Origin of the sequence: Enterobacter sp. UNJFSC 003 (genome assembly GCF_036903355.1) — a bacterium.
Classification (GTDB): domain Bacteria; phylum Pseudomonadota; class Gammaproteobacteria; order Enterobacterales; family Enterobacteriaceae; genus Enterobacter.
On the sequence record NZ_JBAKHK010000002.1, the window covers coordinates 323,113 to 346,130 of the forward strand.

General features: G+C 54.0%; 25 protein-coding genes, 1 pseudogene and 1 other annotated feature. Of the genes and pseudogenes, 10 read left to right on the forward strand and 16 right to left on the reverse strand.

Annotated elements, in window-relative coordinates; translation table 11 throughout:
• Positions 1-61: 61 nt before the first annotated feature.
• From V5P19_RS07605 to V5P19_RS07625, 5 genes and pseudogenes are all read left to right on the forward strand, one after another.
• Entirely contained in the window at positions 62-2,047 is a 1,986-nt protein-coding gene (locus tag V5P19_RS07605; protein ID WP_334401771.1) for a TonB-dependent hemoglobin/transferrin/lactoferrin family receptor, read from the forward strand.
• Positions 2,048-2,095: 48 nt separating this feature from the next.
• Complete coding sequence (locus V5P19_RS07610) at positions 2,096-3,124, forward strand: ChuX/HutX family heme-like substrate-binding protein (protein ID WP_334401773.1); 1,029 nt, start codon at positions 2,096-2,098, stop codon at positions 3,122-3,124.
• Positions 3,121-3,942 carry a hemin ABC transporter substrate-binding protein gene (locus tag V5P19_RS07615; RefSeq protein ID WP_334401775.1) on the forward strand — a complete coding sequence of 274 codons (822 nt, stop codon included), beginning with the start codon at positions 3,121-3,123 and terminating at the stop codon, positions 3,940-3,942. The genes V5P19_RS07610 and V5P19_RS07615 overlap by 4 nt, the downstream gene beginning before the upstream one ends.
• A pseudogene (locus V5P19_RS07620) lies at positions 3,942-4,933 on the forward strand (FecCD family ABC transporter permease). The gene V5P19_RS07615 and the pseudogene V5P19_RS07620 overlap by 1 nt, the downstream one beginning before the upstream one ends.
• Positions 4,926-5,705, forward strand: coding sequence for a heme ABC transporter ATP-binding protein (locus V5P19_RS07625; RefSeq protein ID WP_334401777.1), 780 nt, complete (start codon positions 4,926-4,928; stop codon positions 5,703-5,705). The pseudogene V5P19_RS07620 and the gene V5P19_RS07625 overlap by 8 nt, the downstream one beginning before the upstream one ends.
• On the opposite strand, the gene selO is transcribed toward V5P19_RS07625, so the two are convergent.
• The 14 genes from selO to thrS all read right to left on the reverse strand — a co-directional run bounded on the left by selO (position 5,702) and on the right by thrS (position 18,346).
• Positions 5,702-7,144 (reverse strand): protein adenylyltransferase SelO, encoded by a 1,443-nt coding sequence (gene selO / locus V5P19_RS07630; RefSeq protein WP_334401779.1) that lies wholly within the window; start codon positions 7,142-7,144, stop codon positions 5,702-5,704. The two genes, V5P19_RS07625 and selO, sit on opposite strands and share 4 nt — an antisense overlap.
• Before the next feature lie 64 nt (positions 7,145-7,208).
• On the reverse strand, positions 7,209-7,919 hold the full coding sequence (locus V5P19_RS07635; RefSeq protein ID WP_334401781.1) for an EAL domain-containing protein: 711 nt from the start codon (positions 7,917-7,919) through the stop codon (positions 7,209-7,211).
• Between the two features lie 292 nt (positions 7,920-8,211).
• Complete coding sequence (locus V5P19_RS07640; protein ID WP_334401783.1) at positions 8,212-8,676, reverse strand: NlpC/P60 family protein; 465 nt, start codon at positions 8,674-8,676, stop codon at positions 8,212-8,214.
• Between the two features lie 80 nt (positions 8,677-8,756).
• Complete coding sequence (gene btuD / locus V5P19_RS07645; protein WP_334401784.1) at positions 8,757-9,506, reverse strand: vitamin B12 ABC transporter ATP-binding protein BtuD; 750 nt, start codon at positions 9,504-9,506, stop codon at positions 8,757-8,759.
• Positions 9,506-10,057 (reverse strand): glutathione peroxidase, encoded by a 552-nt coding sequence (locus tag V5P19_RS07650; protein WP_334401785.1) that lies wholly within the window; start codon positions 10,055-10,057, stop codon positions 9,506-9,508. Before V5P19_RS07650 ends, btuD begins: the two co-directional genes overlap by 1 nt.
• 33 nt (positions 10,058-10,090) lie before the next feature.
• Complete coding sequence (btuC, locus tag V5P19_RS07655; protein WP_334401786.1) at positions 10,091-11,071, reverse strand: vitamin B12 ABC transporter permease BtuC; 981 nt, start codon at positions 11,069-11,071, stop codon at positions 10,091-10,093.
• A 102-nt stretch (positions 11,072-11,173) separates the two neighbouring features.
• A complete protein-coding gene (gene ihfA / locus V5P19_RS07660) occupies positions 11,174-11,473 on the reverse strand; it encodes an integration host factor subunit alpha (protein WP_003857805.1) in 300 nt (99 codons plus the stop codon).
• Between the two features lie 4 nt (positions 11,474-11,477).
• Positions 11,478-13,865 (reverse strand): phenylalanine--tRNA ligase subunit beta, encoded by a 2,388-nt coding sequence (gene pheT / locus V5P19_RS07665; RefSeq protein ID WP_334401788.1) that lies wholly within the window; start codon positions 13,863-13,865, stop codon positions 11,478-11,480.
• A gap of 15 nt (positions 13,866-13,880) precedes the next feature.
• Complete coding sequence (gene pheS / locus V5P19_RS07670) at positions 13,881-14,864, reverse strand: phenylalanine--tRNA ligase subunit alpha (protein WP_334401790.1); 984 nt, start codon at positions 14,862-14,864, stop codon at positions 13,881-13,883.
• A gap of 62 nt (positions 14,865-14,926) precedes the next feature.
• Positions 14,927-15,051: a sequence feature (Phe leader region), on the reverse strand.
• Entirely contained in the window at positions 15,002-15,046 is a 45-nt protein-coding gene (gene pheM, locus V5P19_RS07675; protein WP_001386830.1) for a pheST operon leader peptide PheM, read from the reverse strand. (Overlaps the previous feature by 45 nt.)
• Positions 15,052-15,168: 117 nt before the next feature.
• A complete protein-coding gene (gene rplT / locus V5P19_RS07680; RefSeq protein ID WP_000124850.1) occupies positions 15,169-15,525 on the reverse strand; it encodes a 50S ribosomal protein L20 in 357 nt (118 codons plus the stop codon).
• A 51-nt stretch (positions 15,526-15,576) separates the two neighbouring features.
• A complete protein-coding gene (gene rpmI / locus V5P19_RS07685) occupies positions 15,577-15,774 on the reverse strand; it encodes a 50S ribosomal protein L35 (protein WP_003030583.1) in 198 nt (65 codons plus the stop codon).
• Between the two features lie 97 nt (positions 15,775-15,871).
• On the reverse strand, positions 15,872-16,414 hold the full coding sequence (gene infC, locus V5P19_RS07690; RefSeq protein ID WP_059443439.1) for a translation initiation factor IF-3: 543 nt from the start codon (positions 16,412-16,414) through the stop codon (positions 15,872-15,874).
• A gap of 3 nt (positions 16,415-16,417) precedes the next feature.
• On the reverse strand, positions 16,418-18,346 hold the full coding sequence (gene thrS / locus V5P19_RS07695; protein WP_334401793.1) for a threonine--tRNA ligase: 1,929 nt from the start codon (positions 18,344-18,346) through the stop codon (positions 16,418-16,420).
• 323 nt (positions 18,347-18,669) lie between these two features.
• Here thrS and yncL point away from each other — a divergent pair, with 323 nt between their 5' ends.
• Together yncL and yniD are read left to right on the forward strand one after the other, a co-directional pair.
• Complete coding sequence (yncL, locus tag V5P19_RS07700) at positions 18,670-18,762, forward strand: stress response membrane protein YncL (RefSeq protein WP_334401795.1); 93 nt, start codon at positions 18,670-18,672, stop codon at positions 18,760-18,762.
• A gap of 83 nt (positions 18,763-18,845) precedes the next feature.
• Positions 18,846-18,953, forward strand: coding sequence for a small membrane protein YniD (gene yniD, locus V5P19_RS07705; protein ID WP_334401797.1), 108 nt, complete (start codon positions 18,846-18,848; stop codon positions 18,951-18,953).
• A gap of 204 nt (positions 18,954-19,157) precedes the next feature.
• On the opposite strand, the gene V5P19_RS07710 is transcribed toward yniD, so the two are convergent.
• Positions 19,158-19,391 carry a hypothetical protein gene (locus V5P19_RS07710; protein ID WP_334402720.1) on the reverse strand — a complete coding sequence of 78 codons (234 nt, stop codon included), beginning with the start codon at positions 19,389-19,391 and terminating at the stop codon, positions 19,158-19,160.
• A gap of 266 nt (positions 19,392-19,657) precedes the next feature.
• Positions 19,658-20,416 carry a YdiY family protein gene (locus tag V5P19_RS07715; RefSeq protein WP_334401799.1) on the reverse strand — a complete coding sequence of 253 codons (759 nt, stop codon included), beginning with the start codon at positions 20,414-20,416 and terminating at the stop codon, positions 19,658-19,660.
• Between the two features lie 295 nt (positions 20,417-20,711).
• On the opposite strand from V5P19_RS07715, the gene pfkB reads away from it, so the two are divergent.
• The 3 genes from pfkB (at position 20,712) to V5P19_RS07730 (ending at position 23,005) form a co-directional block, all read left to right on the forward strand.
• A complete protein-coding gene (pfkB, locus tag V5P19_RS07720) occupies positions 20,712-21,644 on the forward strand; it encodes a 6-phosphofructokinase II (protein ID WP_334401801.1) in 933 nt (310 codons plus the stop codon).
• Between the two features lie 104 nt (positions 21,645-21,748).
• On the forward strand, positions 21,749-22,039 hold the full coding sequence (ghoS, locus tag V5P19_RS07725; RefSeq protein ID WP_334401803.1) for a type V toxin-antitoxin system endoribonuclease antitoxin GhoS: 291 nt from the start codon (positions 21,749-21,751) through the stop codon (positions 22,037-22,039).
• 105 nt (positions 22,040-22,144) lie between these two features.
• The gene (locus V5P19_RS07730) at positions 22,145-23,005 is read left to right on the forward strand and encodes a fructosamine kinase family protein (protein WP_334401805.1); all 861 of its coding nucleotides are present in this window, start codon (positions 22,145-22,147) and stop codon (positions 23,003-23,005) included.
• Positions 23,006-23,018 lie beyond the last annotated feature (13 nt).

The following is a 23,018-nucleotide window of genomic DNA, read 5'->3' on the forward strand; positions in this document are numbered from 1 at the left end:
CGCCAGCCACCCAGGTGATCCCCAAGCAGCCAGCGCTTTCGATTCTTAATGGAGAGTTGCTATGCCACACCTGCACACCGCATCTTTACGCCCGTCACTTCTGGCGCTGGCGATTGTCAGTACCTTGCCGGGCGTCGCGTTTGCTGCCGCAGATGATATTACCGTTACCGCCACGGGCAACGCCCGCAGCGCCTTCGAAGCCCCAATGATGGTCAGCGTGATTGACACTGCCGCACCGGAAAACCAGACCGCCAGTTCCGCCGCCGACCTGCTGCGAAAAGTCCCCGGCCTGATCCTCGACGGCTCCGGCCGCACCAACGGTCAGGACGTCAATCTGCGCGGCTATGACCGCCGCGGCGTGCTGGTTCTGGTTGACGGCGTGCGTCAGGGGACCGACACCGGACACCTGAACAGCACCTTCCTTGACCCCGCGCTGATCAAACGCATCGAAGTGGTACGTGGCCCGTCCGCCCTGCTGTACGGCAGCGGCGCGCTGGGCGGCGTAATTTCGTATGACACGGTCGATGCAAAAGACCTTCTCGATCCCGGCAAAAACAGCGGCTACCGCGTATTCGGTATCGGTGCGACGGGCGATCATAGCATCGGTATGGGAGCCAGCGCCTATGGCCGTACCGATACCCTGGACGGCCTGCTTTCTTGGGCCAGCCGCGACCGCGGTGATATTCGCCAGAGCGACGGTGCTACAGCCCCCAACGACGAATCTATCAGCAATATGCTGGCAAAAGGCAGCTGGAAAATCGACCCGGCCCAGACCCTGAGCGGCGCCCTGCGCTACTACAACAACGCGGCGCAAGAACCGAAAAACCCGCAAACCTCCGCTGCTGACGACAGCAGCAATCCAATGACCGATCGCTCCACCATCCAGCGTGACGTCCAGCTTGGCTATAAAATTGCGCCTGAAGGGAACGACTGGCTCAACGCGGACGCGAAAGTCTACTGGTCTGAAGCGCGCATTAATGCCCAGAACATCGACCGCAGCGGCGAGTTTCGCAGACAGACCACCAAAGGTGGCAAAGTAGAAAACCGCACCCGATTGTTCAGCGACTCATTTGCTTCGCACCTGTTGACCTACGGCGGGGAGTATTATCGCCAGGAACAAAGCCCGAGTGGCACAACCACCGGCTTCCCGGATGCGAAAATCGATTTCAGCTCCGGCTGGCTGCAGGATGAGATCACCCTGCGCGACCTGCCGGTGACGCTCCTCGGCGGCACCCGCTACGATAACTATCGCGGCAGCAGCGACGGCTACGATGATGTGGATGCCGATAAATGGTCATCCCGCGCGGGATTAACCGTCAGTCCTACCGACTGGCTGATGCTGTTCGGGTCCTACGCCCAGGCCTTCCGCGCCCCCACCATGGGCGAGATGTACAACGACGCCAAACACTTCTCCATCGGTAGCTTCTACACTAACTACTGGGTGCCGAACCCGAACCTGCGCCCGGAAACCAACGAAACGCAGGAGTACGGCTTCGGTCTGCGCTTTGACGATCTGATGCTTGCCAACGATGCCCTGGAGTTCAAGGCCAGCTACTTTGATACCAAAGCCAAAGATTACATCTCCACCACCGTCGATTTTGCGGCAGCAACCACCATGTCCTATAACGTCCCTGACGCCAAAATTTGGGGCTGGGATGTGATGGCAAAATACTCTGCCGATCTCTTCAACCTCGACGTGGCCTATAACCGTACGCGCGGGAAAGATACCAGCACGGGCGAGTACATCTCCAGCATTAACCCGGACACCGTGACCAGCAAGCTTGATATCCCGGTGGCGCAGAGCGGGTTTTCCGTGGGCTGGATCGGCACCTTTGCCGATCGCTCCACGCACGTCAGCAGCAGCTACAGCAAACAGCCAGGCTATGCGGTCAACGACTTCTACGTGAGCTATAAGGGCCAGGAGCAGCTCAAAGGCGTGACCACCACCCTGGTATTGGGCAACGCCTTCGACAAAGCGTACTGGTCACCGCAGGGTATTCCGCAAGACGGTCGTAACGGCAAGATTTTCGTGAGCTACCAGTGGTAGCCCCCCTCGCCCCGGTTAGCCGGGGCACAGATTGAGAAGGATAAAACAATGAATCACTACACACGCTGGCTTGAGCTAAAAGAAGAAAATCCGGGTAAGTACGCGCGTGATATCGCCGGCCTGATGAACATCAGCGAAGCGGAACTGGCCTTTGCGCGCGTGGGCCACGACGCCTGGCGCCTGCGCGGTGAAATCCGCCAGATATTAGGTGCGTTGGAAACCGTACGCGAAACCAAATGCATCTGCCGCAATGACTATGCGGTACACGAACAGGTTGGCGCCTTTACCCATCAGCACCTCAACGGCCATGCCGGGCTGGTGCTAAACCCGCGCGCCCTGGATCTGCGTCTGTTCCTCAATCAGTGGGCAAGCGTTTTCCACATCAGCGAAACAACCGCACGCGGTGAACGTCAGAGCATTCAGTTCTTCGACCATCAGGGCGATGCCTTACTGAAAGTTTACACCACCGATAACACCGAGATTTCGGCGTGGGGTGACGTGCTGACACGCTTTATTTTTGCCGAAAACCCGCCGCTGGTGCTCAAGACTGCCGACACCCCTGCACACGCTGATAACGCTGAGGGTTCCCTTGTGGATAAAGAGTGGCGCGCCATGACCGACGTGCACCAGTTCTTTAGCCTGCTGAAGCGCCACAATCTGAGCCGCCAACAGGCGTTCCGTCTGGTCGGAGACGATCTCGCCTGTATGGTTGAGAACGGTGCGCTGACACACCTGCTGGAGACCGCACGTCAGGACGGTAACGAAATCATGATCTTCGTGGGCAACCGGGGCTGCGTGCAGATCTTCACCGGGGCGGTGGAAAAAGTGGCGCCGATGAAAGGCTGGCTGAATATCTTTAATCCCACCTTCACCCTGCATCTGCTCGACGAGGCTATCGCCGAAACCTGGGTAACGCGCAAACCCACGGCAGACGGTCACGTCACTAGCCTGGAGCTGTTTGCCGCCGATGGTACGCAAATCGCCCAGCTTTATGGTCAGCGTACCGAAGGCGAGCCTGAGCAGCGCCAGTGGCGCAGTCAGATTGATGCCCTGACGCTAAAAGGACGGGCCGCATGAAAAAATGGCTTGTCCTGCTGGTCGCGTTGCCGCTGGTCGCCTTTGCCGCCGTGCAGGAGAAAATTGTCGCACTCGGCGGTGATGTCACCGAGATCGTGTATGCCCTAGGGGCGCAGTCTTCTTTGGTGGCGCGAGACAGCACCAGCCAGTGGCCGCAGGCGGCGAACGATCTGCCGGATGTCGGCTATTTACGCCAGCTCAACGCGGAAGGAATTTTATCCCTGCGTCCTACGCTGGTGCTGGCAAGCGCTCAGGCACAGCCGTCTCTGGCATTACAGCAGGTCGGGCAAAGTCATGTTCGGGTCGTCACCGTTCCCGGCCGTAACGATCTGCGCGTGATAGATGAAAAAATACGGGTGATTGCCGACGCGACGCACCGGGAAGCACAAGGGGAAACCCTGCGCAACGCCCTGCGTGAAGAGCTGGCGGCGCTGCCCTCTTCCTCCCTCAACAAGCGGGTGCTGTTTATCCTCAACCATGGCGGAATGACCGCCCTGGCTGCCGGGCAGCAGACCGGCGCCGATGCTGCCATTCGTGCCGCAGGGTTGCAGAACGCCATGCAGGGATTTGCCCGCTATCAACCCCTGTCGCAGGAAGGCGTGATTGCCAGCCAGCCCGATCTGATAGTGATTTCTCAGGACGGCGTAAAGGCGCTGGGCGGGGAAGCGTCTCTGTGGACGCTGCCCGGTCTTGCGCAAACCCCGGCAGGCCGCAACAAGCAAATGCTGGCCATCGACGATATGGCGCTGCTGGGCTTTAGCCTGCGTACGCCGAAGGCCATTCAGCAGTTGCGTGCCAAAGCGGAGCAACTGCCCTGATGATTCGACGAACCGCCCTGTCTCTCTGGGCGCTAACGGCGCTGCTCATCGCGATGACGTTAATGGCTACCGGCCTTGGCGCGCTGCACCTGCCGGTGAGCGTGCTGTGGAGTGGCGGGGATGACACGCTCCGCCAAATCTGGCTGAACATCCGCCTGCCGCGCGTGCTGCTGGCGCTGGTCATAGGGGGTTCACTGGCGTTAGCCGGGTGCGTGATGCAGGGACTGTTTCGCAATCCGCTGGCGGATCCGGGCCTGCTTGGGATCAGCAGCGGTGCGGCGCTCGCCGTCGCGCTGTGGGTGGTACTTCCGCTCACATTGCCGGCATTGGTCATGCTTTATGCCCCCATGCTCGCCGCGTTTCTTGGCGCAATGATCGCCACGTTTACCCTCTTCCTTCTTAACCAGCAGCGCGACGGCTCGCTCTCACGCCTGCTGCTGATCGGGATTGCAATCAACGCCCTATGCGGCGCGGCTGTCGGCGTCCTTTCGTGGGTCAGCAACGATGCTCAGCTGCGTCAGCTTTCACTTTGGGGAATGGGCAGTCTGGGACAGGCGCAGTGGTCAACCCTGTTAGCGGTGAGCTCGCTGATGGTGCCCAGCGTTCTGGCTATCTGGCGGCTGGCCGGCGCGCTAAATTTGCTGCAGCTGGGTGAAGAAGAAGCGCACTATCTCGGCGTAAATGTTGCGGTTGTGCAGCGGATTTTGCTGCTGTGCAGCGCGTTACTGGTGGCCGCCGCGGTGGCCGTAAGCGGCGTTATCGGCTTTGTTGGGCTCGTGGTGCCGCATTTGATGCGCATGTGGCTTGGCGCCGATCACCGGGCCGTCATCCCCGGCTCTGTTCTGGCCGGTGCCGCGCTACTGTTGGTTGCCGACACGGCGGCGCGCACCCTGGTCGCTCCGGCAGAAATGCCGGTAGGTTTGTTAACCAGCCTGCTCGGTGCACCTGGTTTCTATGGCTTATCTTTCGTCGCGGAGGGCAGCATGGCTGAACGCTATTGCGCTGAAAATATTTCGTATCACGTAGGGCAACGCACGCTTGTTAATGATGTTTCGCTAACCTTGTCGAAGGGGGAACTGGTGGCCTTGATTGGCCCGAATGGTGCTGGAAAATCAACCTTGTTACGGCTACTGACCGGGTATCTGAAGCCGGCAAGCGGGCGATGCATTCTGGCGGGAATCCCCCTCGACGCATGGCGTGCCGAGAACCTTTCACGTCACCGGGCGGTCATGCGCCAGAATTCGCAACTCGGGTTTGACTGGCCGGTAGAAGCCGTTGTCAGCATGGGGCGTGCGCCCTGGGGTCGCAATCCCGAAGCGGCGGTAGTTCAGGAAGTGATGGACCTCACTGGCTGTCAACCGCTCGCCGGTAGGCGCTTTGCCGCGCTCTCGGGTGGCGAACAGCAGCGCGTCCAGTTGGCCCGGGCGCTGGCGCAGCTCTGGTCCGAGGGCAGCCCTCGCGGCTGGCTGTTTCTGGATGAACCTACGTCTGCGCTGGATCTTTACCACCAGCAGCATCTGTTACGTCTTCTGAAATCGCTGACCCGCCGGGGTCAACTCCACGTCTGTATTGTGCTGCACGATCTCAATTTAGCGGCGCTGTGGGCGGACAGGATCATGCTGCTGCACAACGGGAGGATGGTTTCCCACGGCACGCCGGACGCCGTTTTGCAGACCGACGCGCTGGCGCACTGGTATGGCGCACAGGTTCACGTCGGCAGACATCCGGTTCACGCCGCGCCGCAGGTCTTTCTTACCCCTTAGCTTGAGCAGCTCACTTCCAGCCGCTTGCCCCAGTCCGGCGGGCGGCTCACATAGTCATCGTCACGATCGACAAACGGCGTGCGTAGCGCGACGTGCAGCCGATGCAGCTCGTCATAGTCGCCCTGCTCTGCCCGCGCTATCGCCCGTTGCGCCAGCCAGTTGCGCAGCACCATCGCGGGGTTTGCCGCGTTCATGTGGCTCTGACGCGCTGCGTCATCCACCTGCTCCTGCTGCAGCCGCGCGCGGTAAGCCGTATACCAGTCATCAAATGCCTGTCTGTCAATAAATTCGTCGCGTAGCGGTGAACTGGCGCTGTGCTGCTCCGTCTTGCCGAGCATACGGAAAGTGCGGGTGTAATCACTGCCTTCACGCGCCATAAGTGCAAGCAGCGCGTTCAGGATCTCATTGTCGCCCTTCTCCTGAGTCATCAGCCCCAGCTTGTTGCGCATCAGCATGCCGTATTCACGCAGCAATACGTCTTGATAGCTGTCGAGCGCATCATTCAGGGCGTCCACATCGATAAACGGCGATAGGCTTTGCGCAAGACGCTGAAGATTCCATAGCCCCACGGCAGGCTGGTTATCAAAACTGTAGCGTCCCTGGTAGTCCGAATGGTTGCAGATAAACCCCGGCTGATAATCATCCAGGAAGCCATAAGGACCATAATCGAAGGTCAGCCCCAGAATTGACATGTTGTCAGTATTCATTACGCCGTGCGCGAAACCGACCGTCTGCCAACGGGCAATCGTCGCGGCGGTGCGGGCAACGATATCGCGGAACCAGAGGATGTATTTGTCGGACTCATCCTGCAAATGCGGCCAGTGACGACGGATGGCATAGTCGGCAAGCTGGCGAACGTTATCCGGCTGGCGGCGGTAGTAAAAGTGCTCGAAATGGCCAAAGCGCAGATGGCTTTGCGCAATACGCATCAGCATCGCACCTTTTTCCACCGTTTCGCGAGCCACCGGGGTGTCGCTGGTGACAATCGACAGCGCACGCGTACTGGGAATGCCCAGAGCGTGCATGGCCTCCGACCCCAGACACTCGCGGATCGTTGAACGTAATACGGCGCGACCATCTCCCATGCGCGAATAGGGCGTCAGGCCAGCCCCCTTGAGGTGCCAGTCTACCGTGTCCCCGCTGGGCAGCTGTTGCTCGCCGAGCAGGATCCCACGCCCATCCCCCAACTGCCCTGCCCAGACGCCAAACTGGTGTCCGCTATAGACCTGAGCCAGGGGTTGCATGCCGGCAAGGAGCGTTTCTCCACCCCAAACGCCAGCGCCTTCTGAGGGGTTGAACAGTTCCGGTGGAATAGCCAGTTCGTCTGCCAGCGCGTCGTTATGCCAGATAAGACGAGAGTTTTGTAATGGTGTTGGTTTGAGTGCGGTGTAGAAACCGGGCAACTCATCATGCCAGTGAGCAGTAAAAGACAGGGTCATATGTCCTCCTGCTTTTAGTGTAGAGGGTTTACATGGACATAAACACGGGCGAAAGGAAGGGTTATCACTGCACGAGCGTTGTCACGTTCTGCGCAGAAACGGCGGGCCAGAGCGCACCCTGCATGGTGCCAAAATTATAAGGTAAAACACGTTGTAACAGACCGTGATCGTCAATACCGGCAACCATCACCGACTGACAATGCGGTGTTATTTGCCAAAGTATTGCCCGCATAAAGGGTTCAAAAGAAAGCTCCATCGCGCGCTGCTGGATAAAACCTTTGTCCAGTATTACGCGTTTAAACAATCCATCATAAATCGCTTTTAGCGATGCGGCGCCGGCACCAAAGTTAGCCAATACCAGAGGAAAATGGATTGCCATCCTTGCCAGCTGCAGATCGTCCTTTCCATTATTTAAACCTGGATAATTCTCATTAACAGTAAACTCCAGAAACGGATAACGCTCAAGTATTGAAACAGCGTTCCCATTAGTTAATAAAAATTCGACAATTACAGGTGTAATATTGATCCATGCAATTAATTGGTGTTGAAGAAAGAACAGTTTGCAGCTATCAAGCAAGTCCAGTTTCTCGTGAAACAATGCTAACTCTTGTGCTGTGGAAAGGCGCGGGAGAACCAGTTCAGTAGGGATCCTTACATCCGTGCCAACGCCAGTAAAGTTAACCAAAAGCTCTAAGCCTTTAAGCTCTCCTGCACTATTACGAGCAGGTTGGAGCAAAAGCTCAGACTGGTATGCATTATCTAGCGTAATAATCATTGCACTCGCCCCGCATTAAAGATGAGAGAGAACATCCTGGAGCAATTGCTGACACAATTCCACTGTCTTGATTTTAATAAGATTAATTTCATTAGTTCCGTATTATTTTTCAGATTTATCCCTGAATCTAAATTAATCTTATCCTGGTTGCTGAATAATAGCCAGTTTTAGCTAAAACAGACACAAATGGACATAACTAATTCATTAGAAATTTAACTTTAAGCATCTTAATTCAGAAAAACGGCATGGTTTATTAGTTGCCATGCCGCTTAAGTGATTTGGGTAACCAGGACTAAATACGTCGTGCCTGCCAAAAATTTTTACGCCAGTAAACATTATCCAGCGAAGAACGCATCACCCCACGGCTGGTCGAGGCATGAATAAATTGATTATCTGTATCGTAGATACCGACATGGAGACCACTTTCACCCGAACCGGTTTTGAAAAAAACCAGGTCGCCGGGCAACAAATCATCTTTATCGATTTCCGTGCCTATTTCGGCCTGTTTACGCGTTTCCCGTGGCAGCTGTAAATCAAACTTATCGCGGAAGGTCATCAGGACAAAACCGGAACAATCTACGCCACCTCGGCTCATGCCGCCGTAACGATAAGGCGTGCCGCGCCAGTTGCTCAGCTGATCGTTCAGACTGGCAATCACCGTAATTGAATCTGACAGCCGCGCGTTAGGCGGCGGCGCACGATGGCTACTGCATCCAGCAAGAAATAATGCGGCCACCAGGAGAAACCAGAATCGCATTTCCAGACGAATCCTCTGCTTTTTTTGTTCTTTTCGTAATTTAGCGTGCAATGGAGGGAACAGGCAAGAAACGGTTACGCTTACGCGGTAGAAATCAGCATCTTATGCCCTTCTATATCCAGCCTACGGAACGACATATTGTAAGCACGGGCAAGATTTGCAGGCGTAAGCACCCGATCCCGCGCGCCGCTGGCAATCATCTGCCCGCGCGCAAGGAGCCAAACGCTGTGCGCGTGGCGTAGCGTATGGTTCAGGTCATGGCTACTCATCACCACGGTAATGCCCTGTCGGGCCAACCCGCTCAGCAGCCTATCCAGCGCCGCCTGCTGAGCGACATCCAGACCGCTCATTGGTTCATCCAGCAAAAGCATACGCCCGTGAGGATTCCCTGCAGGATGGATCTGAAGGATCACCGCCGCCAGGCGCACGCGCTGCCACTCACCTCCAGAAAGCTGGCCCGCATGCCGGGAAAGTTTATCCTCTAACCCGAGTGCCGTTGCCACCTCAGCGAGCAGTGCCGTGTGCGCTTTATCGTGCAGATGCAGCGTCAGATAGTGCCAGACAGGCATCGCAAACGGCGGCACCTGCTGTTGAACCAGATAGCTTCGCCGGTGCGCCAGTGATACCGCTGACCAGTCGGCAAGGGCGTGCCCCTGGAGAGCGATATCCCCAGGCCCAGTGGTCAGCCCGGCTATGCGCGCCAGCAACGTGCTTTTGCCCGCCCCATTTGGCCCAACCAGATGCAGAATTTCACCTGCATGAATTGCCGCCGTTATCGGTTCCAGACGCCCCTTCCCGGCGACGTCCGTGAGCTGCATCAACACCGTCATTATTTCGCGAGCGCCAGCTTAATGGACTCCATCACAATCGGATCTTCAGGCGTCATGTCCGGAGAAAAACGCTGGACAACCTGACCATCACGACCTATCAGGAATTTCTCAAAGTTCCACAGAATGTCGTCCGGATAGAGCGGCGCGCGCCCCTTGCTCGCCATACGCTCGTAGAAACCGCTGCCTTCTGGCGCAACGGCCGTCGGCGCGGCGGCCACCAGTTTCGCATACAGCGGATGACGATCTTCACCGTTGACGTCGATTTTGCTGAACAGTGGGAACGTCACGCCGTAGGTGGTGCTGCAAAACGTTTTGATCTCGTCTTCGCTGCCCGGCTCCTGGCCCAGAAACTGGTTGCACGGGAAGCCCAGCACGGTAAAACCGTCTTTCTCCCAGGCTTTCTGAATGTTCTCCAACTGTTCATACTGCGGCGTCAGGCCACATTTAGAGGCCACATTCACGATGAGCAATACGTTGCCCTTGTAGCCTTCCAGCGTGGTTTTCTCGCCGTCAATGGTGGTCACTTCGGTATTCAAAATATCTGACTGCATAGCATTCCCTCAGGTTGTCTTACGGGTCGTGGTTTAACGTCCGGCTTTTAATAGTAGCCAGATAAATACCGGTGCGCCCAGCGTGGCGGTTACCACACCAATGGGCAACTCAGCTGCTGCAAGGGCGAGCCGGGCGATGATATCGGCAACGAGCAAGGTTGCTGCTCCGGCAACGGCCGAGGCAGGCAGCAAGGTTCGATGGTCGGTGATACCGCACAGACGCAGCATGTGGGGGATAACCAATCCTATAAAACCAATTGCGCCCGCCAGCGCCACGCTCACCCCCACCATCCAGCCGATCGCCATCACCAGCATATTGCGCCAGAATCCGATCGGCATGCCGAGCTGGCGGGCCGATGTCTCGCCCAGCGCAAGCATGTTCAGCGGCTGTGCCTGGATGCCAGACCACAGTATGACGGGGATCAGGAGCGCCATCAGCCAGCCCTGCCGCCAGTCAACGCCACCAAAACCGCCCATCATCCAGTACATCAGCTGGCGCAAATCAAACGAAGTGGAAAAATACACCGCCCAGGTCATCAGTGCGCTACAGATGATGCCCAGCGCAACCCCGGCCAGCAGCAGCCGGCTGGTCGATAAATGTCGTCGGGCAAAGCGCAGCAGAATAAGCGTGATAAGCAATGCACCGATGATGGCACTGATGCTAATTCCCCAGCCAGAGAGCGTCCCACCGCCCAGCATGACCGCCGCAATTAGCCCAACACCGGCACCGTTAGAGACGCCGAGAAGCCCGGGTTCCGCCAGCGGGTTTTCAAACAATGCCTGCATAATGGTGCCACACAGCGCCAGCGCGGCACCCACCAAAATAACCGCCAGCGTGCGTGGTAGGCGAATTTGCCAGACGAACAGCTGCCCTTCAGGGCCAAACCAGCTTTTCGGCCCTAGCCAGCGGTCGCCCGCGCAGAGGCTAACGCCCGTGGCGACAATGAGCAGCAGCACCAGCAAAATGAGGCGACGACGATCGGACTGTAGCTGGCGATGGGCAAAATCAAGCATGGGGAATGTTTTTTTTAGCGTGAGATGTAATTGATTTTACGGCGGGTTTACCGTAGCGCAAAGAAAAAAGGCCGCGATAGCGGCCTTTTTGGTTAGTTCATATTACTCTGCTTTGGGCGTTGCGTTTTCGACACGGCTTTTTAACTTCTGGCCGGGTCTGAAGGTCACCACGCGGCGGGCTGTAATGGGAATATCTTCCCCCGTCTTCGGGTTGCGGCCTGGACGTTGGTTTTTGTCTCGCAAATCAAAATTGCCAAAACCGGAGAGTTTTACCTGCTCACCATTTTCCAGAGCACGACGGATCTCTTCGAAAAACAGCTCTACCAGCTCTTTGGCATCCCGTTTGCTAAGCCCAAGCTTATCAAACAGATATTCTGACATTTCAGCTTTTGTAAGCGCCATAGGTTCAATCCCTCAATGATGCCTGGAATCGCTCTTTTAATGCCTCTACACATTTGGCGACGGTAGCGGCAATCTCCTCTTCTTCGAGTGTACGGCTGGTATCCTGAAGGATAAGGCTAATAGCGAGGCTCTTGAAACCTTCTGCTACGCCCTTGCCGCGGTACACGTCAAATAAGTTTACGCCAACTACCTGATTTACGCCAACTTTCTTACATTCGGCCAAAATATCTGCTGCAGGCACATTTTCTGCGACCACAACCGCGATATCACGGCGGTTTGCCGGGAAGCGTGAAACGTCCTGAGCCTGAGGAATCACGCGGTCTGCAATCGGGTTCCACTCCAGCTCAAACACGATGGTACGGCCGTTCAGGTCCAGTTTGCGCTCCAGCTCAGGATGCACAACACCAATGAAACCAACGCATTTACCGTCTAAATAAATGGCCGCGCTCTGGCCCGGATGCAGGGCTGGAATGGCTTCTGCACGGAATTCAATTTCAGATAATTTACCGGTCAGATCGAGAATAGCTTCCAGATCGCCTTTCATATCGTAGAAATCAACCGTGCTTTTTGCCAGATCCCAGTGTTCTTCATAGCGATTACCGCTGATTGCGCCAGCCAGCATGAGATCCTGACGGATGCCTAAATTTGCCTGATTATCGGGCACAAAGCGCAAACCGCTTTCGAAAATCCGCACGCGGTTTTGCTGACGGTTCTGGTTATAGACGATGGTGCCCAACAGACCCGTCCACAGCGACAGACGCATCGCAGACATTTCGCTGGAGATCGGGCTTGGCAGAATCAGCGCGTCTTCCCCTGGGTGGATCATCTGCTGCAGTTTTGGATCAACAAAGCTGTAGGTGATCACTTCCTGGTAGCCTTTGTCATTCAGCATGGTTTTCACACGCTTCAGGGACAGATCGGCTTCACGATGGGTTCCCATCACCAAACCCGCCTGTACCGGCTCGTCAGGGATGTTGTTGTAGCCGTATATGCGGGCTACTTCTTCCACCAGATCTTCTTCAATTTCCATGTCAAAACGCCACGTAGGCGCAACGGCTTTCCACTCGTCCTTGCCTTCGGTTACGTCGCAACCCAGACGCTTCAGGATATCGGTCACCTGCGCATCGGCAACATGGTGACCAATCAGACGATCCAGCTTGCTGCGGCGCAGCGTGATGGTCGCACGCTTCGGCAGCATCTCCTGGTTGGTTACGTCGATGACCGGGCCCGCTTCACCGCCGCAGATGTCGATCAGCAGGCGAGTTGCACGCTCCATGGCTTTGTACTGCAGCGCAGGGTCAACGCCGCGCTCATAGCGGTGGGATGCATCGGTATGCAGGCCGTGACGGCGTGCGCGGCCGGTGATGGAAAGCGGGCTGAAGAACGCGCATTCCAGCAGAACGTTTTGCGTCTCATCGTTCACGCCAGAGTGTTCACCACCGAAGATGCCGCCCATTGCCAGCGCTTTACCGTGGTCAGCAATAACCAGCGTATCAGCGTTCAGTTTTGCTTCGCTGCCGTCAAGCAGAACCAGGGTTTCACACTCTTTCGCCATACGTACAACGATCCCGCCTTCGATGCGATCTTTATCGAATGCGTGCATTGGCTGACCCAGCTCAAGCAGAACGTAGTTGGTCACATCAACCACGGCATCGATAGAACGGATACCGCAGCGGCGCAGCTTCTCTTTGATCCACAGCGGGGTTGGCGCTTTAACGTTGATGCCTTTGACAACGCGCCCCAGGTAGCGTGGGCAAGCCTCTGCGGCCTCAACCTGAATCGGCAACACGTCAGCGACAGTCGCTTCTACCGGTACGATCTCTGGCGCATTCAGTTCAGTCTGGTTCAGAACGGCAACATCACGGGCCACGCCGATAATGCCTAAGCAGTCAGCACGGTTAGGCGTGACGCTAATTTCAATGGTATTGTCATCAAGCTTCAGGTATTCGCGGATATCAGTGCCAATTGGCGCGTCCAGCGGCAGCTCGATGATGCCGTTATGATCGTCGGAAATACCCAGCTCGGAGAACGAGCACAGCATGCCTTCAGACGGCTCACCGCGCAGCTTGGCGGCTTTAATTTTGAAATCGCCCGGCAGCACAGCACCCACGGTTGCCACGGCCACTTTAAGTCCCTGACGGCAGTTTGGCGCGCCGCAGACGATATCCAGCAGGCGATCGCCGCCTACGTTTACTTTTGTTACGCGCAGTTTGTCCGCGTTAGGGTGCTGACCGCATTCGACCACTTCACCCACAACCACGCCATTGAACGCGCCGGAAACAGGCTCCACGCCGTCAACTTCCAGACCCGCCATGGTGATCTGGTTGGAAAGCGCTTCGCTATCCAGCGTGGTGTTGACCCATTCGCGTAACCACAGTTCACTGAATTTCATTGTTCTGTCCTGCCCTTATTTAAACTGTTTGAGGAAACGCAGATCGTTTTCGAAGAATGCACGTAAATCGGTCACACCGTAGCGCAGCATGGTCAGACGCTCCATGCCCATACCGAAAGCAAAACCAGAGTAAACTTCTGGATCGATGCCCACGTTGCGCAGCACGTTTGGATGCACCATGCCGCAGCCCAGCACTTCCAGCCATTTGCCGTTTTTACCCATCACGTCAACCTCTGCAGAAGGTTCGGTGAACGGGAAATAGGAAGGACGGAAACGAACCTGCAGATCTTCCTCAAAGAAGTTGTTCAGGAAATCATGCAGCGTGCCCTTCAGGTTGGTAAAGCTGATGTTTTTATCAACAATCAGGCCTTCCATCTGATGGAACATTGGGGTGTGCGTCTGATCGTAGTCGTTACGGTATACGCGGCCCGGCGCAATGATGCGGATTGGCGGTTCCTGCTCCTTCATCGTACGGATCTGAACGCCAGAGGTCTGAGTACGCAGGAGACGCGTAGCGTCAAACCAGAAAGTGTCGTGGTCAGCGCGTGCCGGATGATGGCCAGGAATATTGAGTGCGTCGAAGTTGTGGTAGTCATCTTCGATTTCCGGGCCAGTCGCCACGGTAAAGCCGAGCTCACCGAAGAAACTTTCAATGCGGTCGATAGTACGGGTGACCGGATGCAAACCGCCGTTCTCAATACGACGTCCCGGCAGAGAAACATCGATAGTTTCTGCCGCCAGACGTGCATTCAGCACTGCGCTTTCCAGAGCAGCTTTACGCGCATTCAGCGCCTGCTGCACCTGCTCTTTTGCTTCGTTAATTACTGCACCCGCTGCCGGGCGCTCTTCTGCTGGCAGCTCACGCAGGGTAGTCATTTGAAGGGTCAGGTGCCCTTTCTTGCCCAGATATTCGACGCGGACATTGTCTAACGCGGCAACATCTGAGGCCTGGTTAATGGCAGCTGTTGCACTGGCAACCAGCTCTGCGAGATGTGACATGGTTTTCCTCATTATGTCGGTGCAGACACCGATTTGGTGGACTTATTCTCTCGAATTTAGGCACAAAAAAAGCCTCCATCGGGAGGCTTATCTGGCGCTGTTTTTCGTTTCATCTTTCATGCGCTAGCCTCCTGAACTCAGGTGCTAAAGTAAAAGAAGAAGCGGAAAATAGCAGCATTCATGCTTGCGTTACCTTGTAGGGTAAAAACCGTGAAGACCTTATTGAAAAGCCTGGACGGGTAAAAGTCAATGTTCTGATGATGTTAAAACAAAAGAGGGAGCAACGCTCCCTCTTTCAACTGGCTTATGCCAGTGCTGCTTTCGCTTTTTCGACCAGAGCGGTGAACGCTACTTTGTCGAATACTGCGATGTCAGCCAGGATCTTACGGTCGATTTCAACAGAGGCTTTTTTCAGGCCGTTGATGAATTTGCTGTAAGAAATACCGTTCTGACGTGCTGCTGCGTTGATACGCGCAATCCACAGTTGACGGAACTGACGCTTACGTTGACGACGGTCACGGTAAGCATACTGACCAGCTTTGATAACAGCCTGGAAGGCAACGCGGTATACGCGTGAACGCGCACCGTAGTAGCCTTTAGCTTGTTTCAAAATTTTCTTGTGACGTGCACGTGCAATTACACCACGTTTTACGCGAGCCATATGTGCTCTCCTGTATCTATATTCTTAGTAAAAAAATTAAACGTTAACGGCTTATGCGTACGGCAGGCACGCGATAACCAGACCCAGATCGCCTTTAGAAACAAGGCCTTTTGGACGCAGGTGACGTTTACGCTTAGTAGATTTTTTGGTCAGAATATGACGCAGGTTTGCGTGCTTACGCTTAAATCCACCACCACCGGTTTTTTTGAAGCGCTTAGCAGCACCGCGTACGGTCTTAATCTTTGGCATTTTAATAACTTCCACTTCGCATTGTTAAATAAACGAAACATAGGCGAACAAAACCTATGAAACCCGAAGGCTCCACAGATTTTGCTGCTTGAAGGCCTTACTGTTTCTTCTTAGGAGCGAGCACCATGATCATCTGGCGGCCTTCGATCTTCGTAGGGAAGGATTCGACTACTGCCAGTTCACTCAGATCTTCACGGACGCGATTAAGCACTTCCATACCGATCTGTTGGTGGGCCATCTCACGACCGCGGAAACGCAGTGTGATCTTGGCCTTATCGCCATCTTCCAGAAAGCGTATCAGGCTGCGGAGTTTTACCTGATAATCGCCATCGTCGGTACCAGGACGGAATTTAATTTCCTTAACCTGGATAACTTTTTGCTTCTTCTTCTGTTCCTTAGAAGACTTACTCTTTTCATAAAGGAACTTGCCGTAGTCCATAATACGACAAACTGGCGGTTCGGCGTTAGGGCTGATTTCAACTAAATCTACTCCAGCTTCTTCAGCTTTTTCGATCGCTTCTCTCAGACTCACAATTCCCAGTGGCTCACCTTCCAGATCTGTTAAGCGAACTTCCTGGGCGCGAATCTCGCCATTGATACGATTCGGACGTGCCGTTTGAACTCGTTTTCCGCCTTTAATACCTTATTCCTCCAGTTGTTGAAGACTGCGGCTGCGAATCTCTTGTTGCAGCTTCTCAATCACTTCACTTACGTCCATGCTCCCCAGGTCTTTACCACGGCGGGTGCGAACGGCAACTTTGCCTGCTTCCACCTCTTTATCACCACAGACCAACATATACGGGACACGACGTAAAGTGTGCTCGCGGATTTTAAAGCCAATCTTCTCATTTCTCAAGTCTGCTTTTACGCGAATGCCCGCATTTTGAAGTTTCTGCGTCAATTCTTTAACGTAATCAGCCTGAGAATCCGTAATGTTCATCACGACAACCTGCACTGGCGCAAGCCAGGTCGGGAAGAAGCCGGCGAACTCTTCGGTCAGGATGCCGATGAAGCGCTCCAGTGAACCGAGGATTGCACGGTGAATCATTACCGGTACCTGACGCTCGTTGTCTTCGCCAACATAAGAGGCGCTTAAACGCTGCGGCAGGGAGAAGTCCAGCTGTACAGTACCGCACTGCCATGCGCGATCGAGGCAGTCATACAGGGTAAATTCAATTTTCGGACCGTAGAATGCGCCCTCGCCCAGCTGATACTCGAACGGGATGCCGTTCTCTTCCAGCGCCACGGCCAGGTCCGCTTCTGCACGATCCCATGTCTCATCGCTACCGATACGTTTTTCCGGACGCGTTGAGAGTTTGACCACGATTTTCTCGAAGCCAAAGGTGCTATACATATCGTAGACCATACGAATACAGGCGTTAACTTCATCACGTACCTGATCTTCCGTACAGAAGATATGCGCATCATCCTGAGTAAAGCCACGAACACGCATCAGACCGTGTAATGCACCTGATGGCTCGTTACGGTGGCAGCTACCGAACTCCGCCATACGCAGCGGCAGATCGCGGTAGGATTTCAGCCCCTGGTTAAAGATCTGAACGTGACCCGGACAGTTCATCGGCTTGATGCAGTATTCACGGTTCTCAGACGAGGTGGTGAACATCGCATCTTTGTAGTTGTCCCAGTGGCCGGTTTTTTCCCACAGCACACGGTCCATCATGAACGGGCCTTTCACTTCCTGGTACTGGTATTCTTTCAACTTGGAACGTACGAACGTTTCAAGTTCACGGAAGATAGTCCAGCCATCGTTATGCCAGAACACCATGCCAGGCGCTTCTTCCTGCATGTGATACAGGTCAAGCTGTTTACCGATTTTACGGTGGTCACGCTTAGACGCCTCTTCCAGGCGCTGCAGGTACGCGCTCAGGGCTTTTTTATCTGCCCACGCGGTACCATAGATACGCTGCAACATCTTGTTGTTGCTATCGCCACGCCAGTAAGCGCCAGCGATCTTCATCAGTTTGAAGTGATGACAGAAGCGCATGTTCGGCACGTGCGGTCCACGGCACATGTCGATGTATTCTTCGTGATGGTACAAGCCAGGCTTGTCATCATGAGAGATGTTTTCGTCAAGAATAGAGACTTTATAGCTCTCGCCACGCTTCACGAAGGTTTCACGCGCTTCGTGCCAGCTCACTTTCTTCTTGATCACGTCGTAGTTGGACTCAGCGAGCTCGTGCATACGTTTTTCGAGCGCGTCGATATCTTCCTGCGTCAGGGTATGGTCAAGGTCAACGTCGTAATAGAAACCGTTGTCGATAACCGGGCCGATCGCCATTTTGGTGTTTGGCCACAGCTGTTTAATCGCATGACCCAACAAGTGCGCACAGGAGTGACGAATGATCTCCAGACCTTCTTCGTCTTTCGCGGTGATGATAGAAAGCGTTGAGTCGTTTTCAATCAAATCGGACGCATCAACCAGCTCACCATTAACACGGCCAGCGATGGTCGCTTTCGCGAGTCCAGGACCAATGTCCAGGGCAACATCCATTGGGCTTACAGCGTGATCGAAATGGCGTTGGCTACCATCAGGAAGAGTAATTACAGGCATTTTATATCCTTATTTGCAGTGATGCCCCACACATAAGAGCATATACAAAGAAAATAATTGTTATTTAACAATAGATAACGAAACCATCTAACCAACAATCGTCAAATTGGCTCGTTATCAGGCACCCACCATAAATCAGAATAATGCGGGTTTACGGCAGGCGACCTAATAGTAACACTAATAACAGGGCGCATGCACCCTTTGCGACCACGTTGAACCTCTCATACGCTGGTATGAGTTTATGAACGTTGACTATCTATAGCTCGCATTCGAACAGTGCTGAGCTATCCTTGAACAGGTCCTAACATAGCCAGGGGGCACATATGAATGTATCCAGTAGAACGGTTGTGATATTAAATATACTTTCTGCAGCGGGTTTAGCGTTGATACTTGCAGAGCGATTCCAATGGTTTTGACGCCACTATGCATGCGCATAACCTTTTGTCCACGGTACTGCAACTTTGGTAGACTGAGGATATCAACTGACAAGGATTAGGTTATGCCAACGAAACGATTCGCCGTAAAACACTGGAAAATGGTGCTGATACTGATTGCCATCTGCGGAGCAATGTTGCTACTGCGTTGGGCGGCGATGATATGGGGTTGAGCAAGGATTAAAAATTAGAGTCAATAACGCTAAACATCTGAAACTGAAATGCGACTCTGTTTTTGGCAACACGAAATACGCACTACACGTTAAGTTTAAATAACGTTACATCACTATATCTGTCTCAAAACCGGTACATCAAAATCCGGTTTTAGACGGGTTAATGAATAAGTTAACATTCAATAACGCGCGACAGTCAATGTATCAGGACCACTCGCCAGCCACCAGCTTATGAACATCAAACGCATCATTCATAGACTGCCCGGTTGACTGCGATCCCGGCGCGATGTTGGATCCCGCTTCAACGTCCGAGGCTTTAGTTATACCGATTTGCGCATTGGCGTCACCGGCAGGTTGAGCAACGTTATCGGCGGCAAATACGCCAAAGGAGAGTGCGGAAAGCACCATTGCTGCTGCAGCATTTTTGATTTTTTTCATCATCGTTCTTCTCTTCTGAATTAATGCAAAACGATTTAAGGCGATATTTTTTGCCCGTGATCAAAGTGTAGATCCAGATCACACTTTTGACTAGCCCGTTTATTTATCAATTCGTGTCAAATAGCGTAATTCCGTATCGTTAGAGAGAATTATGAAGAAATTATGGAGATATCTGAAGACCAGTTATTTTAAAACAGCGTTTAATATAAAATAACACGATTTCTGAAATTTAAAAACGGGCCGATAATATTATCGGCCCGCGGATATTACATTTTATACCCTAACGAAATGGTGGTTCTGCGATCGGTATGATCCGGCGCAGAGGCTGGAGGCGATGAGTTCCAGGTAACGTTGTAGGCAACTTTCAGTCCAAAGTGTTCATTGATGGCAACGTTCAGCGCCGTCTCGGAATTCACCGTTGTATCGTCGGAACCAAAAACGGAAACACCCTGGGTAAATTTCGTGTTGTCGGTCATCTGCCAGGCATAGGTTCCTGACGCATAACCCAGCGGCTGAGTTTTGGTCTCGCCGTCGGTGTATTCGTCATAACGTACGCCCGGACCGAATTCAAAACGGAAGCTGTGAACCGGCCCGTTCAGGAACTGACGACCATAACCTGCGGTGAAGACATCGCGCTGACGGTAACCATTATAACGGTCGGTCAACCAGCTTGCCTGACCGAAGAGATAGTCATAATCGGTCATGTTGTAACGGCTACGTCCACCCACTGCATATTTCTCTGAAGAACGTTCGTCGTTAGCAGAGGTATTGCTGGCATTCCCCCACAGTGACCATGCGGTTGATTTACCGTACCAGGTCAGCGTGCTGTCTGCGGTCAGGGAAGAGCTTTTTGTGTTACCGGATTGAGCCAGATACCCTGCGTTCAGGTTACCTTCAAACGGTTTTTGCGCGGAGCTTGGATCGTCCATGACAGTAAAAACGGAATCATCGGCGGTTGCGTTCAATGACGCAAACACACCACCCGCCAGCATCAGTGCAGCAGGAACTGTCTTCAAAAGCTTCATTTTATTCAGGAGTCCATACAACAAAAAAAGAGACCATCACGGTCTCGGAAACTTTCTTGAGGATCAATGACAAGGCGTCCAGAGAAAGGTAACAAATTATAAAAAGGCGCTAATAACATAGCAATGATTTCTTATTTCATTTTTTGAATAAGAACGATCTCAAAACGACTTTTATTATATATATCGCCACCCTGCTTTTTGTCAGCATTCATATTTAAAATCATACTGTTATTTACATTGCCTTCCAGCAGATTGGTGCCAGGCTTAAAGCAACCCATGCTAAAAGGAGGTCAAAATGGTTTCTATTTATACGCTGACGCTCTCTCCCTCTCTCGATTCCGCGACTCTGACGCCCCAAATTTACCCGGAAGGTAAGCTTCGCTGTAGCGCCCCGGTGTTTGAGCCCGGCGGCGGAGGAATCAACGTCGCACGCGCGGTTACCTACCTTGGCGGTAAAGCCACGGCGATTTTCCCCGCTGGCGGCGCCACGGGTGAACACCTGGTTTCTCTGCTGGCCGATGAACAGGTTGGGGTGGAGACGGTTGACGCCAAAGACTGGACGCGTCAAAACCTGCACGTCCACGTGGAGTCCAGCGGTGAGCAGTACCGCTTTGTCATGCCGGGGGCAAGGCTCAGCGACGATGAATTTCGTCAACTTGAGGAGAAAGTGCTGGCAATTGAAAGCGGCGCTTTGCTTGTCATCAGCGGGAGTCTGCCGCCAGGGGTTAGCACGGAGAAACTGACCGCGCTCATTCGGGCAGTACAGCAACGTGGGATCCGCTGCATTGTCGACAGTTCCGGCGAGGCGCTACACGCTGCCCTGGAGCCGGGCAACCTTGAGCTGGTGAAACCGAACCAGAAAGAGTTAAGCGCGCTGGTTAACCGTGAACTGGCTCAGCCCGACGATGTACTCACCGCCGCACAGGAGCTGGTACGTAGCGGTAAAGCGCGACGCGTTGTTGTGTCTCTTGGCCCTCAGGGGGCGCTGGCCGTGGATGACAGCGGGTCGGTACAGGTCGTTCCGCCGCCGATGAAGAGCAAAAGTACCGTGGGCGCAGGCGACAGCATGGTGGGTGCGATGACCCTGAAACTGGCGCAGGGTGCGTCGCTGCTCGAGATGGCACGTTACGGTGTAGCGGCGGGTAGCGCGGCAACCATTAACCATGGAACCCGCCTCTGTTCACTCGCCGACACGCAAAAAATCGTCGATTACCTTGCCAAAAGTTGAGCCCCTGTTCCCCTTCTTCACGAAGGGGAAATACGCTTCATAGTCGCCAAACGCGAACTATCGACTATGCTAAGAAAACTTTCATGATAACAATGAGGTGAATTATGAGCAGTGGTGACATCACCCGCTACGTCATTACCGTTAACATTCATGAAGCGTCATTGACTGAACTCAATGAACTCAACAACGCCTTCACCCGGGCAAATTTCCTGCTCACGCTCACGGACGATGATGGCAACATTCATGATTTAGGCACGCTGACGTTCGGCCTGATAAGCGCCCTCAGCGAAGAAGAGGTGAATGCCCTGGCAAGCAGCCTGGCCGAAAGCGTCACCGACAAACCGACTGAAATTGACGTGGATACCTGGGATAACTGGCAAAAAAAAGAACAATAAGTGCCCTGCATGAAATTAAACCGCTCAGGTGTGCGTTAGTTCGTATTTTTTTACCGCAATAATGCGCTAACTTTATGATCTGGCAGACAACATGGGAGAGATATCATGTGGCAGGCTATCAGTCATCTTTTACGTGAGCAGCTGGGCGAAGGTGAAATTGAACTGCGTAACGAACTGCCAGGCGGAGAGATCCATGCCGCATGGCATTTACGCTACGCTGGACGCGATCTTTTCGTGAAATGCGATGAGCGGGAGTTGCTGCCTATTTTCACCGCCGAAGCCGATCAGCTGGAACTGCTGTCGCGCAGCAAAACGGTTACGGTACCGCAGGTTTGGGCCGTGGGCAGCGACCGCGACTACAGTTTTCTGGTCATGGAATATCTTCCCGCCCGGCCCTTAGATGCCCACAGCGCATTCATTCTTGGACAACAGCTCGCACGTTTACACCAGTGGAGCGACCAGCCTCAGTTCGGCCTCGACTTCGATAACGACCTTTCCACTACCCCACAGCCAAATGCCTGGCAGCGTCGATGGTCTACTTTCTTTGCCGAACAGCGTATAGGCTGGCAGCTTGAACTGGCCGCTGAGAAAGGGCTGGAGTTTGGCAATATCGATGCAATTGTCGAACATGTCCAACAGCGGCTGGCGTCACATCAGCCTCAGCCATCGCTGCTGCACGGCGATCTGTGGTCAGATAATTGTGCGCTGGGGCCAAACGGTCCGTATATCTTTGACCCAGCGTGCTATTGGGGTGACAGAGAGTGCGATCTTGCAATGCTGCCGCTTCATCCTGAGCAGCCTACGCAAATTTACGACGGGTACCAATCCGTATCGCCGCTGCCGCTGGATTTCCTCGAACGCCAACCGGTGTATCAGCTGTACACACTGCTTAACCGCGCCATTTTATTTGGCGGTGAGCATCTGGTTCAGGCGCAGCGCGCGCTAGACCGTATCCTGGCGGCATAACGGCGAAAAGGGT

What these genes read in the sequence shown, in the direction of transcription:
- rplT (WP_000124850.1), bottom strand. Translation starts at nt 15,525, where the DNA reads ATGGCTCGCGTAAAACGTGGTGTAATTGCACGTGCACGTCACAAGAAA.
- V5P19_RS07610 (WP_334401773.1), top strand. Translation starts at nt 2,096, where the DNA reads ATGAATCACTACACACGCTGGCTTGAGCTAAAAGAAGAAAATCCGGGT.
- ghoS (WP_334401803.1), top strand. Translation starts at nt 21,749, where the DNA reads ATGAGCAGTGGTGACATCACCCGCTACGTCATTACCGTTAACATTCAT.
- V5P19_RS07640 (WP_334401783.1), bottom strand. Translation starts at nt 8,676, where the DNA reads ATGCGATTCTGGTTTCTCCTGGTGGCCGCATTATTTCTTGCTGGATGC.
- ihfA (WP_003857805.1), bottom strand. Translation starts at nt 11,473, where the DNA reads ATGGCGCTTACAAAAGCTGAAATGTCAGAATATCTGTTTGATAAGCTT.
- V5P19_RS07635 (WP_334401781.1), bottom strand. Translation starts at nt 7,919, where the DNA reads ATGATTATTACGCTAGATAATGCATACCAGTCTGAGCTTTTGCTCCAA.
- rpmI (WP_003030583.1), bottom strand. Translation starts at nt 15,774, where the DNA reads ATGCCAAAGATTAAGACCGTACGCGGTGCTGCTAAGCGCTTCAAAAAA.
- yncL (WP_334401795.1), top strand. Translation starts at nt 18,670, where the DNA reads ATGAATGTATCCAGTAGAACGGTTGTGATATTAAATATACTTTCTGCA.
- V5P19_RS07715 (WP_334401799.1), bottom strand. Translation starts at nt 20,416, where the DNA reads ATGAAGCTTTTGAAGACAGTTCCTGCTGCACTGATGCTGGCGGGTGGT.
- V5P19_RS07605 (WP_334401771.1), top strand. Translation starts at nt 62, where the DNA reads ATGCCACACCTGCACACCGCATCTTTACGCCCGTCACTTCTGGCGCTG.
- btuD (WP_334401784.1), bottom strand. Translation starts at nt 9,506, where the DNA reads ATGACGGTGTTGATGCAGCTCACGGACGTCGCCGGGAAGGGGCGTCTG.
- yniD (WP_334401797.1), top strand. Translation starts at nt 18,846, where the DNA reads ATGCCAACGAAACGATTCGCCGTAAAACACTGGAAAATGGTGCTGATA.
- pheT (WP_334401788.1), bottom strand. Translation starts at nt 13,865, where the DNA reads ATGAAATTCAGTGAACTGTGGTTACGCGAATGGGTCAACACCACGCTG.
- pfkB (WP_334401801.1), top strand. Translation starts at nt 20,712, where the DNA reads ATGGTTTCTATTTATACGCTGACGCTCTCTCCCTCTCTCGATTCCGCG.
- V5P19_RS07710 (WP_334402720.1), bottom strand. Translation starts at nt 19,391, where the DNA reads ATGAAAAAAATCAAAAATGCTGCAGCAGCAATGGTGCTTTCCGCACTC.
- selO (WP_334401779.1), bottom strand. Translation starts at nt 7,144, where the DNA reads ATGACCCTGTCTTTTACTGCTCACTGGCATGATGAGTTGCCCGGTTTC.
- V5P19_RS07615 (WP_334401775.1), top strand. Translation starts at nt 3,121, where the DNA reads ATGAAAAAATGGCTTGTCCTGCTGGTCGCGTTGCCGCTGGTCGCCTTT.
- V5P19_RS07730 (WP_334401805.1), top strand. Translation starts at nt 22,145, where the DNA reads ATGTGGCAGGCTATCAGTCATCTTTTACGTGAGCAGCTGGGCGAAGGT.
- pheS (WP_334401790.1), bottom strand. Translation starts at nt 14,864, where the DNA reads ATGTCACATCTCGCAGAGCTGGTTGCCAGTGCAACAGCTGCCATTAAC.
- btuC (WP_334401786.1), bottom strand. Translation starts at nt 11,071, where the DNA reads ATGCTTGATTTTGCCCATCGCCAGCTACAGTCCGATCGTCGTCGCCTC.
- thrS (WP_334401793.1), bottom strand. Translation starts at nt 18,346, where the DNA reads ATGCCTGTAATTACTCTTCCTGATGGTAGCCAACGCCATTTCGATCAC.
- V5P19_RS07625 (WP_334401777.1), top strand. Translation starts at nt 4,926, where the DNA reads ATGGCTGAACGCTATTGCGCTGAAAATATTTCGTATCACGTAGGGCAA.
- V5P19_RS07650 (WP_334401785.1), bottom strand. Translation starts at nt 10,057, where the DNA reads ATGCAGTCAGATATTTTGAATACCGAAGTGACCACCATTGACGGCGAG.